Annotated in this window: 15 protein-coding genes and 1 pseudogene; 7 read left to right on the plus strand and 9 right to left on the minus strand. The window is 72.2% G+C overall.

The window, feature by feature from the left end; all coding sequences use genetic code 11:
* Positions 1–95, plus strand: a pseudogene (locus ABZ939_RS21070) (UDP-glucose 4-epimerase); the annotation flags it as partial.
* Between the two features lie 25 nt (positions 96–120).
* Here the strand turns inward: ABZ939_RS21070 and ABZ939_RS21075 are convergent.
* The 5 genes from ABZ939_RS21075 to ABZ939_RS21095 form a co-directional block, all read right to left on the minus strand.
* Complete coding sequence (locus tag ABZ939_RS21075) at positions 121–1,146, minus strand: TerC family protein (RefSeq protein WP_361857137.1); 1,026 nt, start codon at positions 1,144–1,146, stop codon at positions 121–123.
* Positions 1,147–1,377: 231 nt separating this feature from the next.
* Positions 1,378–3,282: a TerD family protein gene (locus ABZ939_RS21080; protein WP_361857140.1), complete on the minus strand. Its 1,905-nt coding sequence runs from the start codon at positions 3,280–3,282 to the stop codon at positions 1,378–1,380.
* A gap of 119 nt (positions 3,283–3,401) precedes the next feature.
* Positions 3,402–3,980: a TerD family protein gene (locus ABZ939_RS21085; RefSeq protein WP_361857142.1), complete on the minus strand. Its 579-nt coding sequence runs from the start codon at positions 3,978–3,980 to the stop codon at positions 3,402–3,404.
* A gap of 152 nt (positions 3,981–4,132) precedes the next feature.
* Positions 4,133–6,271, minus strand: coding sequence for an excinuclease ABC subunit UvrB (uvrB, locus tag ABZ939_RS21090; protein ID WP_361857145.1), 2,139 nt, complete (start codon positions 6,269–6,271; stop codon positions 4,133–4,135).
* A 71-nt stretch (positions 6,272–6,342) separates the two neighbouring features.
* Positions 6,343–7,245 (minus strand): MHYT domain-containing protein, encoded by a 903-nt coding sequence (locus tag ABZ939_RS21095; protein ID WP_361857148.1) that lies wholly within the window; start codon positions 7,243–7,245, stop codon positions 6,343–6,345.
* Between the two features lie 193 nt (positions 7,246–7,438).
* On the opposite strand from ABZ939_RS21095, the gene ABZ939_RS21100 reads away from it, so the two are divergent.
* Complete coding sequence (locus ABZ939_RS21100) at positions 7,439–7,972, plus strand: methylated-DNA--[protein]-cysteine S-methyltransferase (protein ID WP_361857151.1); 534 nt, start codon at positions 7,439–7,441, stop codon at positions 7,970–7,972.
* An 85-nt stretch (positions 7,973–8,057) separates the two neighbouring features.
* The gene (locus tag ABZ939_RS21105; protein ID WP_361857154.1) at positions 8,058–9,350 is read left to right on the plus strand and encodes an MFS transporter; all 1,293 of its coding nucleotides are present in this window, start codon (positions 8,058–8,060) and stop codon (positions 9,348–9,350) included.
* A gap of 52 nt (positions 9,351–9,402) precedes the next feature.
* Here ABZ939_RS21105 and ABZ939_RS21110 read toward each other — a convergent pair whose 3' ends face one another.
* From ABZ939_RS21110 to ABZ939_RS21125, 4 genes are all read right to left on the minus strand, one after another.
* Positions 9,403–10,365 (minus strand): hypothetical protein, encoded by a 963-nt coding sequence (locus ABZ939_RS21110; protein ID WP_361857157.1) that lies wholly within the window; start codon positions 10,363–10,365, stop codon positions 9,403–9,405.
* Positions 10,362–11,618 (minus strand): MFS transporter, encoded by a 1,257-nt coding sequence (locus ABZ939_RS21115; protein WP_361857160.1) that lies wholly within the window; start codon positions 11,616–11,618, stop codon positions 10,362–10,364. The genes ABZ939_RS21110 and ABZ939_RS21115 overlap by 4 nt, the downstream gene beginning before the upstream one ends.
* Positions 11,618–12,949: a discoidin domain-containing protein gene (locus tag ABZ939_RS21120; protein ID WP_361857162.1), complete on the minus strand. Its 1,332-nt coding sequence runs from the start codon at positions 12,947–12,949 to the stop codon at positions 11,618–11,620. Before ABZ939_RS21120 ends, ABZ939_RS21115 begins: the two co-directional genes overlap by 1 nt.
* Before the next feature lie 211 nt (positions 12,950–13,160).
* Entirely contained in the window at positions 13,161–13,517 is a 357-nt protein-coding gene (locus ABZ939_RS21125) for a cupin domain-containing protein (RefSeq protein ID WP_361857165.1), read from the minus strand.
* Between the two features lie 547 nt (positions 13,518–14,064).
* Between ABZ939_RS21125 and ABZ939_RS21130 the strand changes: the two genes are divergently transcribed.
* The 4 genes from ABZ939_RS21130 to ABZ939_RS21145 are packed head-to-tail and all read left to right on the plus strand — an operon-like array spanning position 14,065 to position 17,899.
* The gene (locus tag ABZ939_RS21130) at positions 14,065–14,904 is read left to right on the plus strand and encodes a hypothetical protein (RefSeq protein ID WP_361857168.1); all 840 of its coding nucleotides are present in this window, start codon (positions 14,065–14,067) and stop codon (positions 14,902–14,904) included.
* Positions 14,888–16,042, plus strand: coding sequence for a hypothetical protein (locus ABZ939_RS21135; protein WP_361857170.1), 1,155 nt, complete (start codon positions 14,888–14,890; stop codon positions 16,040–16,042). The genes ABZ939_RS21130 and ABZ939_RS21135 overlap by 17 nt, the downstream gene beginning before the upstream one ends.
* A gap of 49 nt (positions 16,043–16,091) precedes the next feature.
* Positions 16,092–17,006, plus strand: a complete 915-nt coding sequence (locus ABZ939_RS21140) for a pseudouridine-5'-phosphate glycosidase (protein WP_361857173.1) — start codon at positions 16,092–16,094, stop codon at positions 17,004–17,006.
* Complete coding sequence (locus ABZ939_RS21145; protein ID WP_361857176.1) at positions 17,003–17,899, plus strand: PfkB family carbohydrate kinase; 897 nt, start codon at positions 17,003–17,005, stop codon at positions 17,897–17,899. Before ABZ939_RS21140 ends, ABZ939_RS21145 begins: the two co-directional genes overlap by 4 nt.
* Positions 17,900–17,916 lie beyond the last annotated feature (17 nt).

The raw sequence follows: 17,916 nt of genomic DNA on the forward strand, positions 1-17,916 counted from the left end.
GCCCCCGCAGCGTCTACGACGAGGCCAAGCGCTACGCGGAAGCCGTCACGATGGCCTATCACCGCAGCCACGGCGTCGACGTGGGGATCGTGCGCGGTGCGTTCTGGTGCCGGAGTCCGGTCAGGCGTCGATGCTGTCCTTCTCGGGCTCGCCGGCCTCCGTCGCGGGGCGCTCGGCGGCCGGGGCCTCCGCCGCCTCGCGCTCGGCCTGCTTCTTGGAGGCGATGAGGCTGGTGATCGTGGTGACGATCAGGACACCACCGATGACCGCGAGCGAGACCGGGATGGAGATCTCGGGGACGTGGACCCCGGACTCGTGCAGGGCGTGCAGCACCAGCTTCACACCGATGAAGCCGAGGATCACCGACAGGCCGTAGCTGAGGTGGACCAGCTTCTTGAGCAGGCCGCCGATCAGGAAGTACAGCTGCCGCAGACCCATCAGGGCGAAGGCGTTGGCGGTGAAGACGATGTACGGGTCCTGCGTGAGGCCGAAGATCGCCGGGATCGAGTCGAGGGCGAAGAGCACGTCGGTCGTGCCGATGGCGAGCATGACGACCATCAGCGGCGTCAGCACGCGCTTGCCGTTGACCTTGATGAAGAGCTTCGTGCCGTGGTACTTGTCCGCGACGCCGAACTTCTTCTCGACCGACTTGAGGAGACGGTTCTCCTCCCAGTCGTCCTCTCCCTCGTCGGCGCGTGCCTCCTGGATGAGCTTCCAGGCGGTGTAGATCAGGAACGCGCCGAAGAGGTAGAAGACCCAGGAGAAGCTGGCGATGATCGTGGCGCCGGCGGCGATGAAGATCGCGCGCAGGACCAGGGCGATCAGCACACCCACGAGCAGCACGCGCTGCTGGAGGTGAGAGGGCACCGCGAACTTCGCCATGATCAGGACGAAGACGAAGAGGTTGTCGACGCTGAGCGACTTCTCGGTGATGAAGCCGGCGAAGAACTCGCCCGACGCCTGAGTGTTGCCGAAGATCAGCAGCCCCACGCCGAAGAGGGCGGCCAGGACGATCCAGACGATGGTCCAGATTCCGGCTTCCTTGACCGACACGTCGTGGGGCTTGCGCCCGATGAAGAAGTCGATCGCGATCAGGGCTGACAGACCGAGAATGGTCAGCACCCACATGGTCATTGAAACGTCCACTGCGCCTCCGGCGTCGTACGGCTACTGATCAGCGTCGTCGCTGCCGGAGGTCTCTTCCACCCGGCCATGTACGTGACGAGCCGGGCCGACGCCCCGGGATCAGACCGCTCAGGGTCCGTCCGTATTGACGGGAACGCCGCGCTTGGGGAGTACTCCCCTCCGCGCCGAGAAGACTACCCGAAGAACCAAGAGAAGGTAAAGGGCAGGGTAAAGAGATGCCAAGAAGGCAGGTCAGCGGCCCCATTGGCGGCGGGCGTCGGCGACCTGGGCGAGGACGTGCCGGAGCACCCCGCTGCCGGGCGGGAAGACGGGCGGCTCGTACGTCCAGGCATGGCCGACCCACGGATCGGCGAGGTGGTCGTCGGCCACGGGCGTGATCCGCAGCAGCGAACGCCACAGCGGGTCGAGCACCGGACCGTACGCGGAGGCGTCCTCGCGGTCCGCGACCATCAGGAGATGCACGCCGACGGCCGGGCCCTCGTCCGCGAGGTAACGGAGCTGGGTGACCGCCCGGTCGTCGAAGCCGTGCGGGAAGTCGTGGACGATCAGAAGCTGCTCCGCGGTGTCCATACCGGGCGGCAGGGCGTCCGGGGCGCCCGCCCGCAGCGCCATCTGGACCAGGTCGACGCGCTCGGTCAGCTTCGCGAGGACTTCGGACACCCCGGCCGCACCGGCGGCCGGCGGCCCGGCCAGGACGCCCGCCTCCACGAGCGGGGCGAGCGCGGCGGCTCCGGAGCCCGCCGGGTCGATGACATGGACGGCGAACTCACCGGACGGATACACGGCGAGCAGCCGGGCCGCGTGTGCGACCGCCGTGTCCATCGCGAGCCGGCGCAGCTCGGCCTCGTCGAGGAGTCCCGCCGCCTCGGAGTGACCGCGCCCGCTGTCCACCCACAGGCCGCGCTCCAGCGGGAGCCGGACCAGCATCGGGATGCGCAGGTCGGTGCGCTCGGGAAGATGGAGGTCGCCCAGGCGGACGGCCATCGGCACCTCCATGGGGACGCGGTAGGCCTGCCAGACGGGGTTGTCCCAGCGGGCGAAGGCGGCGGGCAGCGCCGGTTCGACGACCTCGGACTCGGCGGCGAGCTGGGCGAGGTCGCGGTCGAGGGCCTCCTGGGCGCGGGCGGTGAGCTCGTCGTGCTTGGCACGGGCGGCCTCGCGGGCGGCGTCCCCCGCCCCGCCGATGCGGCTGCGCGGGTCGGAGAGCGCGCGGTCGAGCTCCTGGTCGAGGCGGGACTCGGCGAAGTCGCAGGCGCTGCGGTACGCGGCGGTGCTGCGCGCCAGGTCCTCGAACATGCCCCACACCTGGTTGTAGAGCCGCTCGTCCATGGACCAGCCACTGGCGTCCCCGGCGACGGGGACGGGCGGAGCCGGCTGGGGCTCGGGGGCGGGGGCGGACGCCCGGCGGGGGTGGGCGTAGCTGATGGGGCCGGCCGCGCCGGTCGTCGGGGTGGGCGGCGGCGTCACCGGCATGGTCGGGGCGGTGTCGGCGGTCGGGGCGGTGTCCGCCGCGGTCGTCGGCGCCGTGTGGCGCACGCGCTCCGCCTCGGGGACGCGCGGGGGCGGGGCGGAGACCGAGCGGGCCAGGCCCCGGGCCACGGCCTCCAGGATGGACGCGGCCAGGTCGGCGGGGCGCTCGAGACCCTGGTCGCCGAGCATCGCGGCCAGGCCGCCTTCGTACCCCTGGCCCATGGCGCGGACCTTCCAGGCGCCCTGGCGGCGGTACAGCTCCAGGGCGACGACGGCCGATTCGCTGTCGAGTCCGGTGATCGTGTAGGTGGCGATCTCGGTGCCGTCGAGGCCGGTGACGGCGACGAACGGGGCCGCGACGGCGCCGAAGCGGGCCGGGCCGCCGACGCCGACGGGGAGCGCCAGAAGGACCGAGACGCGGTGCACGGCGTCCGGGAGCGCTTCCAGGTCCACGGCGAGGCGGTGGTCCGCGGCGGCCTGCTGGGAGACCTCGACGCCGGGCAGCGAATGCGAGCCCGGGTGGGCGATCCACTCGACGCCGGGGACCGTGCCCCGTTCGTCGCCGAGGGTGGCACCGGCGACGACCGGATGGCCGGCCGAGACCCGGATCTCCAGTCGGGTGTCGGGCAGGGGGTGGTTCTGCCCCCGGACCAGCTCGGCCGTCATCGACTCTGTCCCCTCGGCTTCGTTCCGTGCGAATTACGGGCGGATCATGGCGGATCATGTGGGACAGCTCCCGGCGGCCTGCTGCCTCCGGGAGCTGTGGGTGCGCCTGCGGTACCGGCCTACAGGTGCGGCAGGATCGCGGGCATGAGGTCCTGGAACGTCCGGCCGTTGGCCGGGTTGCCCAGTGCGGTCATCTGCCAGCCGGAGCCGGCCCGGTGCACCTTCGCCATGATCTGCGCGGTGTACTGGCCGCCGCCGTCCAGGGTGTAGCGCGCGAGCTCCTGGCCGTTGGTCTCGTCGACGATCCGGCAGAACGCGTTCTGCACCTCCTGGAACGTCTGCCCGGTGAAGGAGTTCACCGTGAAGACGATCTGGTCGATGTGGACGGGAACGCGCTGGAGGTCGACCAGGATCGACTCGTCGTCGCCGCCCTGGCCTGCGCCGCCGACCAGGTTGTCACCGGTGTGCCGGACCGAGCCGTCGTCACTGACGAGGTGACGGAAGAAGACCACGTCCACCGGCTGCTTGTCGGCGAAGAGCACCGCGGAGGCGTCCAGGTCGATCTCACGGGTCCGCGAACCGAACAGACCGCGGCGCGGCGCCGCCTGCCAGCCGAGCCCCATCCGTACCGAGGTGAGGCTTCCCCCGCCCTGCTTCTCCAGGCTGATGGCCTGACCCTTGGTCATGTTGACCGTCACGCGCTGTCCCCTCTCGTTGCGATCCCCGCGACCGACTCTGCTGTGCGTGCGGTTGTCCAGCACCCTACGCAGGGGCAGTGACAACGCAGCAGACAGGATCGCGTTTTGTGTCGGTCTTGCAACACACCGGCGCGCCCAGGGCGCCCCGGGCGTCAGGCGAGTCCCGCCTCCCTCATCTGGCGCAGCTCCTTCTTCAGTTCGCCCACTTCGTCGCGCAGCCGGGCGGCCACCTCGAACTGCAGCTCCGCCGCCGCGGCCCGCATCCGGTCGGTCATCTCCTCGATGATCGCGGCCAGTTCGGCGGCCGGGCGGTCGCCGAGCTCGACCGTCGAACCCGCCTTGCCGGCCTTGCCCTTGGCCTTCGTGGAGTGCGCGGCGAGGGAGGGCACGGGCGCCTTGGCGCCCTTGCCGTCCTTCGACTGGCGGTAGCCGGTGCCGAGCAGCTGCTCGGTGTCGACCTCCTCGCGCGCGATGGTGGCGACGATGTCGTTGATCTTCTTGCGCAGCGGCTGCGGGTCGATGCCGTTGGCCGTGTTGTACGCGATCTGCTTCTCGCGGCGCCGGTTCGTCTCGTCGATGGCCTTCTCCATCGCCGGCGTGACCGTGTCCGCGTACATGTGGACCTGTCCGGAGACGTTGCGCGCCGCGCGGCCGATGGTCTGGATCAGCGAGGTGCCGGAGCGCAGGAAGCCCTGCTTGTCGGCGTCGAGGATGGCGACGAGCGAGACCTCGGGCAGGTCGAGACCCTCACGGAGCAGGTTGATGCCGACCAGGACGTCGTACTCGCCGGCCCGCAGCTCGCGCAGCAGCTCGATCCGGCGCAGGGTGTCGACGTCGCTGTGCAGATAGCGGACCTGGATGCCGAGCTCCAGGAAGTAGTCGGTGAGGTCCTCGGCCATCTTCTTGGTGAGCGTGGTGACCAGCACACGCTCGTCCTTCTCGGTGCGCAGCCGGATCTCGTGGACCAGGTCGTCGATCTGCCCCTCGGTGGGCTTGACGACGACCTCGGGGTCGACCAGGCCGGTGGGGCGGATGATCTGCTCGACGAAGCCGTCGCCGCGCGACAGCTCGTACGTGCCGGGGGTGGCCGAGAGGTAGACGGTCTGGCCGATCCGCTTCTGGAACTCCTCCCACTTCAGCGGGCGGTTGTCGAGCGCGGAGGGCAGCCGGAAGCCGTGCTCGACCAGGGTGCGCTTGCGGGAGGCGTCGCCCTCGTACATCGCACCGATCTGCGGAACGGTGACGTGCGACTCGTCGATGACGAGCAGGAAGTCCTCGGGGAAGTAGTCGAGGAGCGTGTTGGGGGCGGAGCCCGGCTCGCGGTCGTCGAAGTGCATCGAGTAGTTCTCGATGCCGGAGCAGGAGCCGATCTGGCGCATCATCTCGATGTCGTACGTGGTGCGCATCCGCAGGCGCTGGGACTCCAGCATCTTGCCCTGCTTGTCCAGCTCGGCGAGCCGGCTCTCGAGCTCGCGCTCGATGCCGTTGATCGCCTTCTCCATGCGCTCGGGGCCCGCCACGTAGTGACTGGCGGGGAAGACGTACAGCTCGCGGTCCTCGCTGATGACCTCGCCGGTGAGCGGGTGGAGCGTGGAGAGCGCCTCGATCTCGTCGCCGAACATCTCGATGCGGACCGCGAGCTCCTCGTAGACCGGGAAGATCTCGATCGTGTCGCCGCGGACCCGGAACGTACCCCGGGCGAACGCCACGTCGTTGCGCGTGTACTGGATGTCAACGAAGCGGCGCAGCAGCTGGTCGCGGTCGATCTCCTCGCCGACCTTGAGCGGGACCATCCGGTCCACGTACTCCTGGGGCGTGCCGAGGCCGTAGATGCAGGAGACGGAGGCGACCACGACGACGTCCCGGCGGGTGAGCAGGGAGTTCGTCGCGGAGTGGCGCAGCCGCTCGACCTCCTCGTTGATCGAGGAGTCCTTCTCGATGTAGGTGTCCGACTGCGGGACGTACGCCTCGGGCTGGTAGTAGTCGTAGTACGAGACGAAGTACTCGACGGCGTTGTTCGGCAGGAGCTCGCGGAACTCGTTCGCCAGCTGGGCGGCCAGCGTCTTGTTCGGCGCCATCACCAGCGTGGGGCGCTGCAGCTTCTCGATCATCCAGGCGGTGGTCGCCGACTTGCCCGTGCCGGTGGCACCGAGCAGGACGACGTCCTTCTCGCCCCCGCGGATGCGCCGCTCGAGGTCGGCGATGGCCGTCGGCTGGTCACCGCTGGGCTGGTAGGGGCTGACGACCTCGAAAGGCGCCACCGTACGTTCGATCTGGGAAACGGGCCGCATGTGACCACCGTACGACCCCCCACTGACAGTCGGGCCGTGAACGGCTCACGGAGCGTCCGGCGGTCCGCTTCTCACCAGTCCTGGGAGCGGTGGCCGCCCCGGCCCGCCCCCTTCCGGGCGCCCCGGCCGGAGGGCTGCCGGGCCGACCAGTTCGCGGGCTCGCCGTAGGCGGGGGCCCGGCGGGGCGCGGGGACCCCGGGGCGGTGTGTGCTCTGGGCGGCCGGGCGCTGCCAGTCCGGGTCGCCCATCACGAGCAGCGGGTCGAACATGACGACGACCGCGGCGAGGAGAAGGAAGACGGCGGGCCCGATCAGCATGGGCAGGAGCAGTGAGGTGGCGGAGTCGCCGGTGCCCACGACGCCGCCGTCGCCGTGCAGATGGACGTTGACGGCCGCCATGGCGGTGTAGTGCATACCACTGACGGCGAGGCCCATCACCAGGCTCGCGCCGAGGCTGGCCAGAAATCCGTGCACCGAGACGGCCGCCCAGAGGGCGGTCGTGGCCGCGACGACGGCGATCACGACGGAGAGGGCGACGGTGAGGGTGTCGTACTCGATGCGCCCCTGGAGACGCATGCCCGCCATGCCGAGGTAGTGCATGGTGGCGATGCCGAGGCCGGTGATGGTGCCGCCGGTGACCAGGGCGAGCGGGGTCGCCCCGCGGTATCCGACGATGAAGATGCCGATGCCGACCATCACGACGGCGACGCCCAGGCTGGCGAAGGTGATGGGCCGGTCGTAGCTGATGGGGGCCTGACGGACGGAGAAGCCCATCATCGCGATGAAGTGCATCGTCCAGATGCCCGTACCTATCGAGGTCGCTCCCAGGGCCAGCCAGCCGGCCTTGAAGGTGTCGCGGTGGCGCAGCGATCTGATGGTGCAGCGCAGGCCCAGGGCCCCGCCGAGGCAGGCCATGAGGTAGGCGGCGACCGGTGTCACGAGGCCGTAGCTGAATCCGTCGACCGTGCCCTGCATGAGCGCGCGCCCTCCACCCGTGGTGCTACGTCGTCCGAAAACAGTCGGTACCGCTGAGTAGTCCTATCGGGGGGAGATTATGGCGCGCGGCGGGGCGCTCGACCATGTGGTCCGGGATTTGGCTGCGGCGAGACCTGGACGAGACCGGGCCGTGACGACGGCGATGTCGGTGGGCGGTCGTACCGTGATCTCCATGGACACCACGGTGGAATGGACGGTCGTGGCGAGCGACATCGGCCCGCTGCTGCTCGCGGCGACCGATCGCGGCCTGGTGAGCGTGGTCTTCCACGCCGACGAGGCGGTGCGGGACGCGGCGCTCGGGCGGCTGGCGGATCAGCTCGGCGCGGAGCCGGTGCGGAGCGAGTCGGGCCGGCTCGCCGAGCCGATACGGCAGCTCGGGGAGTACTTCGCCGGCGGGCGTCGGACGTTCGATCTCGCCCTCGACTGGACTCTGACGACCGGGTTCAATCGCCAGGTGCTGCGCGAGCTGGCGGAGGGGGTGCCGTTCGGGTCGGTCGTGGGGTACGGCGACCTGGCCAGGCGGGTGGGGCAGCCGGGCGCGGCCCAGGCGGTGGGGGCGGCGATGGGCGCCAATCCGCTGCCGGTGGTCGTGCCGTGCCATCGCGTGGTGGAGAGCGACGGCGGGATCGGCGGATTCGGCGGCGGCCTGGAGACCAAGCGGACACTGCTGGCGCTGGAGGGCGTGCTGCCTGAGCCGCTGTTCTGAGCCGCTGTTCTGAGCCCGGTTGCCCCCCGGGGGTATGTGGGGGGTGACGTTCCCATCGGGTGGGGCGGCTGGCACACTCACGTAAGTGACCAACACCCCTAGCGCCCCTGACGCCACCGTTCCGGCGGAGATATCCGCCCCTGTCACGGCCGCCGAGCTTCCGGCGCTCCGGCGACGGATCCAGGCCGTGCTGATCGCCAGCCAGATCCTCGGCGGTCTCGGGATCGCCATCGGCGTCGCTCTCGCCGCGGTCCTGGCCAAGGAGGTCAGCGGCACGGAGGCGCTGTCGGGTCTCGCCTCGACGGCCTCGGTCGCCGGTCCCGCGCTGCTCGCCATGCCGCTGGCCTCCCTGATGGGCTCCCGCGGGCGGCGGCCCGGGCTCGTGCTCGCCTATCTGGTGGGGGCGCTCGGTGCCGGGGTCGTGGTCCTCGGGGCGGTCGTCGACAACTTCCCCCTGCTTCTCGCGGGTCTGGTCGGCTTCGGCGCCGGCTCCTCCGCCAACCTCGCGGCCCGGTTCGCGGCCGCGGACCTCGCCGAACCCGACCGTCGAGGCCGGGCCATCTCCACGGTGGTGTGGGCGACGACCATCGGCGCGGTCCTCGGGCCGAATGTCGCCGCTCCGGCCGGGGAGAGCGTGGCGGGTCTCGGCATCCCCGCGGCGGCCGGACCGTTCGTCTGGGCGGCCGGGGTGTTCCTGGTCGCGTCCGCCATGGTGGCGCTGCTGCTGCGCCCCGACCCGCTGCTGACGGCCCGTGCCCTGTCGGGCCCGGAGGAGAGCGAGGAGGCCGAGGGGCGCTCGCTGCGGGCGGGGATGCGGGCGGTGCGGGAGTCCTCGCGGGCCCGCCTCGCGCTGGTGACCGTGGCCGTGTCCCACACCGCGATGGTCTCGATCATGTCGATGACCCCGGTCGCGCTGAGCCACCACGGAGCGGGCATCCAGCTCATCGGCCTGGTCATCAGCGGGCACATCGCCGGCATGTACGCCTTCTCCCCCGTCATGGGCTGGCTGTCGGACCGGCTCGGCCGGCTCTCGGTGATCGGGCTCGCGGTCGGGCTGCTGTCGGTCGCGGCGCTGCTCGCGGGTACGGCGGGGCCGAGCCACGGGCAGACCGCGGCCGGCCTCTTCGTGCTGGGGCTCGGCTGGTCGGCGGGCCTGGTGTCGGGCTCCGCCCTGCTCACGGACTCGGTGCCGCAGGCAGCCAGGGCGGCCGTCCAGGGCCTGTCGGACTTCATCATGAACACCGCGGCCGGCGTGGGCGGGCTGGCGGCGGGACTGATCGTCTCCCAGGCGGGCTACGGCCCGCTGAACCTCGTGGCGGCGTGCCTGCTGCTGCCGATGGCGGCGCTGGCGGTGCGGGGAGCCGTGCGGCGCGTCTGACGGATCCCGGACATGGGATCCAACCTCCAGGGTCCGATGTCCGACCGCTCGTTCAGCGCAGGACCGTCGGGGACGTGGCCCGGGACGCCAGGAGCCGTGCCTCGCCCGTGCCGTCGGCGGGAACGCTCCACACCGCCCCTCCGTGGGCGTAGGCGAGTGTCGCGTCGTCGGTCCAGAGCACCTGGTCGTCGACGCTCCGGCCCTCGGCGACCGGGTGCTCGCGCAGGGTGCGGAGATCGAGGACGTACAGCCGCCAGGGAGCCTTCGGATCGTCGGAGACCTTCTTCTTGAAGGCGATCCGGGTGTTGTCCGGTGACAGCGACGGGCACTCGACGTTCTCCCGCAGAGCCTTCGCCGACCATCTCTTCATGTCGCCCTCGACCAGATACGTGCGGCCCTTCGTCGCGACGGTGGCGTAGAAGCGGTTGTCGTCCCGGGCGAAGGTGACGCCCCAGTAATTGACGTCGGGGGCGTGATGGCGGCGGCCGTGGAGCGTGAGCGGGATCTGCTCCATGTTCTTCACGAGATAGCCGGTGCGCAGGTCGAGGATCGAGGTCCGGGTCGAGAACGCGGAGGCGGCGTACGAGTCGCCCGTCGCGAACATCGTCCAGGAGAGCATCCGCCCCGAGCCGGAGACCCGGGCCCGATCGGGGATGCCGGGCAGCGCGACCCGGCGCAGTTCGCGCAGCCGCCGGTCGAGCACGATCGCGTACGAGCGGGCGGGCACGCCCGGCCGTCGCTGGAGGCAGAGCGCGGTGGGACCGGCGGCGTGGAAGCGGTCGCAGAGCGGCCCGCCGACGGTACGGGCGTCCGGCGAGCCCAGGTCCTGGCGGCCGACGCGGCCGCTCGCGGTGTCGCGGACGTAGAGCCGGCCCGGGCCGCCGTCGAGGGTGAGCCCCGGGTCGCCGCCCGAGGTGACGGTCCGTTCCGCCGCGCGGAGCGTGTAGGCGGTGGCTCCGCCGCCGAGCAGGAGGACGGCGAGGACGAGCACCCAGAGGCGGGCACGCGTGGTCATGTCGGGGACCCTTCGGGAGTGGGGGTGTCGGGCAGCAGACGCCATGCGCAGCCCAGGGCCGCCGTGAGCCCCGCGAGCGCCAGGACGAGAGCGGCCGTCGGACCCCACAGCGTCCAGGCGGCCCCGAATCCGGTGGCCGCGGCCATGCGGGCCAGGGCCTGGACGGTCTGGACGAGGGCGAGTCCGCTCGCGCGCCGCCCGGCCGGCAGCAGGGGGCCGGTCAGCGCCATCAGGACCCCGTCCGTGGCGGCGTAGAAGACCCCGAGCAGTCCGAGGACGAGCCCGAGCAGGAGCGGTCCGGGGCCGGGGGCGAGGAGCAGGGCGTACGCGAGGAGCAGCGCACAGTGCCCGTACAGGAACGGCCTGCGGCGTCCGATCCGGTCGGCGAGCCGTCCGGCGGGAACGGCCAGCAGCAGATAGCCGGCCGCGGCGCCCAGCGGCAGGAACGGGAACCAGGTGACGGCCAGGTCGAGCCGTCGCTGGAGCAGCAGATAGACGAACGCGTCCCCGACGGTGACGGCCCCGAGCAGCGCGGTGGCGCCGAGGATCCGCCGGTACGCGGCCGAGCGCAGGGGGGCGAGCAGTGTGCGCGTCCGAGGACGTGGGGCACCGGCCGCCTCGGTGCTCGCCCGGCCGCCCGGCACCAGCACCACCAGGAGGAGCAGGCCGAGCACCCCGGTGCAGAAGCTCACGACGAACACCGCGTCGTACGCGTCCGCCGTCGCCCACAGCAGGGCGAACGCCGCCAACGGGCCCAGCAGGGCGCCGGTCGTGTCCATCGCCCTGTGGACGCCGAAGGCGCGGCCCAGGTCCTCGGCCGGGGTGCCGAGGGTGATCAGGGCGTCGCGCGGGGCGGTACGGATGCCCTTGCCGAGCCGGTCGCCCGCGAGGGCCGCCGCGATCCAGCCCGTCGAGGCGCCCGCGAGGAGCAGGCCGAGGCGGGAGCACGCGGAGAGGGCGTAGCCGAGCCCGGCGACGCGCTTGTGGCGCCCGCCGCGGTCGGCCGCGTGTCCGCCGAGGAGCCGGACGAGTGCGGTGGCGCCGTTGAACAGGCCGTCCAGGAAGCCGAACTGGAGCGGGGTGAGGCCGAGTCCGAGGACGAGGTAGAGAGGCAGCACGGCCGTCACCATCTCGGAGGAGACGTCGGTGACCAGGCTGACCGTGCCCAGCGCGAGGACGGTGCCGGGGACGCGCCGCCGTGCCCCGGTGCGGGGCGGCGGCGCGTCCGGGCGACCGGTGGTCGCCAGGTACATCAGTGGCAGGTGTAGGTCGGGCCGGAGTCCTTGACCTGGCCGTCGGTGCCGACGTACTGCCAGGTGTACGTCGTGTCGGTGAAGTCCAGCTTCAGGACGCCGTACGGACCGCTGATCCGCTTCTGGCTGTTGGGCTGGACCGTCTCGATCGGGTAGGGCTCCGCGCCTCCCATGCCGCCGACGATCTCGACGATGCCGTCGGCGGTGGCCCGTCCGGACGGGTCCTGGGGCGCGAACCGCTCGTAGTGGTGGTCGTGCCCGTTGAGGACCAGATCGGCCCTGGCCCCGTAGAGGATCTGCCAGACGGGCTTGGAGACGGGGTCGTTGCCGTGGCCACCGGAGGAGTAGAGCGGGTGGTGGAAGTAGGCGGCGACGCAGCCCTTGGTGTTCCGGGCGAGGTCGTCCTTGAGCCACTGGATCTGGGCGGGGTCGTCGAAGGAGTTGGAGTCGAGCGCGACGAAGTGCCAGTTGCCCTCGTCGTAGCTGTAGTACGGCTTGCCCTGGGGGTAGGCGATGGCTCCGAAGTACGCCTTGTAGCCGGCGAGCGGGCCGGCCGGGTCGTAGGTCTCGTGGTTGCCGGGGACCGGCCGGGTCCTGTCCTTGAAGGCGCCCCAGGTCTTGTCGTAGTAGGCGCGGAAGTCGGAGAGCAGGGCGTCGTCGTACTGGTTGTCGCCCATCGTCAGATAGAACTTCGGGTTGATCCGCTGGGCCTGCGCGGCGGTCCTGGGGTGCGCGCAGGAACTGCTGGAGGCCGTGCACTGGGCGGCGATGTCGCCGGCCGCGACGACGGTGAACGCGCCGGTGGGCGGAGGCCCGCTGTCGAGAGCGCCGTAGACCTCTACTTCGTAGAGGGAGTAGCCGTAGGAGGTGCCGCGGGCGGTCCCGTAGACGCGCAGGAAGCGGCCCTTGCCGCTGAGTCCGGTCCAGTCGTCGGTGGCCCCGTTGCCGGCGGTCTCGGTGGCGAGACGGGTCCAGGTGGCACCGTCGGTGGAGACCTCCACGCGGTAGGCCTTGGCGTAGGCGGCCTCCCAGGAGAGCCGCACACGCGAGACGGTGGCGGTGGCGCCGAGGTCGACCTTGATCCACTGCGGATCGGAGCCCTCGGCGCTGGCCCAGCGGGTGGCCGGGTCGCCGTCGAACGCCTTGGCCGGGCCGAAGGTGGAGTCCTCGACGGAGGAGGAAGTGGCGGGCCTGCCACGGGAGATGAGCGGGTCGGCGGCGGCTCCGGCCCGGCCGGGGTAGGCGAGCAGGAGGCCGCCGATCAGCAGCAGGACGGCGGTGAGGAGGAGGGTCGTGGTGCGACGTGGTGGGGCGGAGGCGTACAGGCGCATACCTGGGCTCCCTGGCCTGAGGGGTGGCGAGAGCTGGACACCGGCGCGGAGCACCGCACATCGCCCGGCGAAGGGCGCGGCGGTGCACGGCGGCCGGGTCAGAGCTCTCGCTGAGCGCGTCACGCCTACGGGGTCGGGCGCCGCGCCAAGCCGCTGCCCGGGATGGTAGCCGGTAGGAAGGTTTCCTACCAGACCTCCAACGCCCCCTGGCCTAGAGGCTGATGTGGTACGCCTTGCGCAGCGTCTCGTGGACCGTCCAGGTGGTCCGGTCCCCCTCGCGCAGCACACAGGCGTCGCCGGGCCCGATCTCCAGCGTGGCGCCGCCTTCGACGGCGACGGTGGCGCGACCGCTGACGACGACGAAGAGCTCGTCGGCCTCGGTGTCGGTCACCACTCCGGGCGTGATCTGCCAGAGGCCGCGCACCTGCTTCCCGTCGGCGGACTCCCAGAGGACCTTGCCGGTCACCTCGGGCGTCCCGGAGGCGATCTGGTCCGGGTCGAGCGGCTCCGGCTCCAGCTCCGCATCGGGGATGTGGACGGCGAAGGAGGGCTGGTCATGTGTCGTCATGGGCGGTGACTGTAGCCGGGCCCCAGGACCGTTCCGCTGCCGGGACGGGCTGGAATCACTTGCTCCGTTTCGCCTCCTACCAGGCGAGTTCCCCGCATGCGGCGGCGGCGACGAAATCCGAAGAACGACTTCGGGACAGAGCCCCGGAGGTCGCGCGGCGCGGACGGCCTCGACGGAGGACCCACGGACGGGTGGGCCGAGCGAAGGGGTACCGATTCCGCACGTGCGTCACACCCGCCCCCCAGTCGGCGTAATCAGGTCGTGGTCGACCGCGAGACCGTCGTAGAAGTGACGAATGAACATATCGGCCCCCTCAGGGACGAAATCGCTCATACGCGCGCACCGCGGAGCACGGCGCGATGGCGTCGCACGGCCGAAAACCGGGCCGGCCGGGCGGGTTGCCGGCCGGTGTCGCCGCTGGTCACGAGCAGCGCCTTTGGTGCGCCCAATGTTGGTCGGGGGCAATCCGCCGAGCCCCCTGTCAAGCCTGGCGTGCGCGCGTCAAACTCCCCCTGAACGCCTCCCCCACCTCCGACAGGAGAGTGCGATGCACGCGTCAGCCTTCCTTCCGCGCACCGCCGCCCTGACCACGGCCGTCACCGCAGCCGCGCTGCTCGCGGTCGGCCTGGCCTCCCCCGCGGCCCTGGCGACCGAGCCCGTCGCCCCCGGGGCCGACTACAAGGCCGCGTACGACACCCTCGGCCCGCAACGCCTCACCCCGGCCCAGCAGAGACTCGCCGCCGCCAAGCAGGCGGAGGCCTCGCGCGCGTACGACGGTCTGCGCACCCGCGCCGTGCTGGCCGGATACAAGCTCTCCGGCGGCCTCCACCAGTCGCAGAAGACGTCCTACTGGTGCGGCCCCGCCGCCCTCGTGATCACCCAGTCCGCCCGCGACGAGGTCGCGGGCCGGTCGCAGCAGGACGCCGCGACCCTCCTCAAGACGAACTCCAACGGCACCGCCTGGTACGGCATCAACATCAACGTCCCCAGCCCCACGGGCTACCCGATGGTCGACGCCTTGAACCACCGGCTGCCCGGGGCCGGTTACGTACCCAAGGCGCTGCCGTACACCCCGACCGCCACCGACAAGGCGAACTTCAAGCAGCACATCACGCACAACACCGACAACGACTACGCCATAGCGGGCAACGCCTGGGAGGTGCCGGGCGGACCGCATCTCGTCGGCCACCCCAACATCGAGATATTCCACTGGGTCGCGATCGACGGCTACAACACGGACACCGCAGCCGCGCAGGTCAACTACCTGGACCCGGTGGGCGGGGTGAGCACGAGCGTGATCTCCTGGGCGGGATCCGTCCCCAAGTCGGCGCACATCTCGTCCGACACCATCACCACCATCATGGGCGGCCGTGGGTACGTCTGGTAGGTCCACCTCCCCGGTCGGCGCCCGTGCGGCCCTGCCCCTGCTGCTGGCGGGCATCCTGGTGGCGGGATGCTCGTCGGCGCGGCCCACCCCGGATCCGACACCCCGCGGATCGTCCGCCCCGGCACCGCGGCCGACCGCGCTCGCCGCCGCCTGCGAGGTCCGGCTGCCCGCCGCCTGGAGCTCCGCGCTCGAAGCCGGCGAGCTGCGGGCACCGGCCGGCGAGCGGGCGGTGCTCACCGACACCGGCCCCGGCTGGACCGCGGTCCAGCTCACGGGCAGCGGGCAGCGGCGAGCCGCCCTGGTGCGCGGCACCGACGCGCCCCGTACCCTCCTCACCCTCGCCGACCCCGTCGAACACCAGCTGCTCGCGGCCGACTTCGACGGCCGGCGGTGGGCCGCGTTCGCAGTCCTCGAGGGGCGCACGCTGGACAGCCCGTGGAGCCTGTACGTCTGGGACGCCACGACGGGCGCGTCCCGGCGGCTCGCCCGCGCGGACCGGCCGGGCCCGCTGCCCCAGCCCGTCGTCCGCGACGGCACCGTCCACTGGGCGCAGGGCGTCGGCGGCGGCAAGGCCACCGTGTACGCGGCCGCGGCCGGGGGCGGCGCCCCCCGTGCCCTGCGCACGGGCGTGATGGACGCTCCCTTCGCCGCCGGCGACCTGTTGGTATGGCGCGAATCGGTGGGCTCCGGGACCCGGCTGGCCGCCGTCTCCCTCAGCGGCGCGCGCCCCGCCGCGCTGCCCGGCCCATTGACCGCGCTGCGAGACATCCGGTCCGTGGTCTCCGACGGCAGGACCTGGGCCTGGGTGGAGGGCGAGACGGAGCCCCGGCTGATGGTGTGGCGGACGGGCGACGCGCGGCCGGCGGCGGTCGTGACGACGTCCCCGGCCGTCGACGGCATGGACCAGCTGCGGATCAGCGGCCGTCTGGTCACCTGGCGCACCCCGGAGACCTCCTACGCCCTGGACCTCGGCTCCGGCTCGTACGCGCGGATCACTCCGGCGTACGGGTACGCGCAGGCCAGGGGCGGTGCGCTGGCGGTGGCGTACAGCGTGGGCAACGCCAAGACGTCCGGCTCCCGGCCGGTGATCCAGGTGGTGGACACGGGCCGGCTGCCCGGCCTGCCGGGCTGTGGCTGATGCTCGCCACCGAGGTTTGAGTGGTTCGCGGTTGCGCCAGAGATGGGACATGTCCACACAGGTGTCCGAAGAAGTGCGGGAGGCGCTCCACGAGGGCCGTCCCGTCGTCGCGCTGGAGTCCACGATCATCGCCCACGGTCTGCCGCGCCCGCGCAATCTCGCCGTGGCGCGGGAGCTGGAGGCGCTCGTACGGGATGGCGGGGCCGTGCCCGCCACGATCGCCGTGATCGACGGCACGGCCCATGTCGGCCTCGACCAGGACGGGTTGACGCGGATCGCGGAGGACCCGGCGGTACGGAAGCTGGGCCACCGCGACCTGGCGCCCGCGCTCGCGACCGGGGCGACGGGGGCCACGACGGTCTCCGCGACGGCGTGGCTGGCGGACTCGGTCGGCATACGGGTCTTCGCGACCGGCGGGCTCGGCGGGGTGCACCGGGAGTGGAGCGAGACGCAGGACGAGTCGGCGGACCTGCGGCTGCTGTCCAGGGTCGGGGTGACGGTGGTGTGCGCGGGGGTGAAGTCGATCCTCGACGTCCCTGCGACGCTGCAGCGCCTGGAGACGCTGGGCGTGACGGTGGTGGGGTACGGGACGGAGCACTTCCCCGGCTTCTATCTGGCCTCGTCGGGAGAGCCGGTGGACTGGACGCTGCGGACGCCCGAGGAGGTGGCGGGCGTGATACGAGCCCAGGACGACCTGGGCGAGCCGTACGCGGCGCTGATCGTGGCCAACCCGGTGCCGGTGGCGGACCAGTTGGATCCGGGGCTGCACGACCGTGTCCTCGCGCAGGGACTCGCGGCGGCGAAGGAGAAGGGGATCACGGGGCAGGCCGTGACACCGTTCCTGCTGGAGTACCTGACGGTGCACACCGAGGGCGCCTCGCTGGAGGCGAACCTCGCGGCGGTACGGGGCAATGTGAGGCTCGCCGCACGGATCGCGACGGCGTACGCCGAGGGCGGCGCGTGAGCGGCCTGCTGGTCGTCGGCGACGTGGTCACGGACGTCGTGGCCCGGCACCGGACCCCGCTCGCGGCCGCCACCGACACGGCGGCGGAGATCCGCACGCTGCCGGGTGGCGCCGGAGCCAACGCGGCATGTTGGGCGGCGCGTTCGGGGTGTGACGAGGTGCGTCTGCTCGCTCGGGTCGGGACCGAGGCGGCCGACTGGCACGAGAGGGCACTGCGCCGGGCCGGTGTGCGGGCGATGCTGGTCGCGGACGCGCACGCCGCCACGGCGACGGTGATCGCGCTGGTCGACGCGAGCACCGAGCGCACGTTCCTGACCGACAGCGGGGCGGCGCTGCGCCTCTCCCCCGCCGACTGGTCCGACGCGTTCCTCGACGGCGTGGCCCATCTGCATCTGTCCGGGTACCTCTTCTTCGCCGAGTCGAGCCGTGCGGCCGCGCTGCGGGCCATGCGGGGCGCGCGGGAGGCGGGGGTCCCGGTGAGCGTGGATCCGGCCTCGGCGGGGTTTCTGGAGCAGCTCGGTGTGGACCGGTTCCTGACCGCGGCACAGGGGGCGCAGGTGCTGTTCCCCAACGCCGACGAGGCCCGCCTGCTGACCGGGGGCGCCGAACCGGAGAAGGCGGCGGAGGTGTTGAGCCGTACGTTCCCGCTGGTCGTGGTCACGCTGGGCGCGGCGGGTGCGCTGGTCGCCGAGGCGGGCTCGGTGACCGGCCGGGTCAGGGCGCCGGCGGTGCGTGCGGTGGACTCGACGGGGGCGGGCGACGCGTTCACCGGGGCGTTCCTGGCGGCCCGGCTCGCGGGCGCGGACGCGATGGTGTCGGCCGCGGCGGGATGCCGGGCGGGCGCGGAGGCGGTGACGGTGGTGGGAGGCCGGCCTGCCGGAGCGGCGTCCTGACGCCGGCTTCCGGGCCT

Source organism: Streptomyces sp. NPDC046712 (genome assembly GCF_040645695.1).
In the GTDB taxonomy this organism is placed as follows: domain Bacteria; phylum Actinomycetota; class Actinomycetes; order Streptomycetales; family Streptomycetaceae; genus Streptomyces.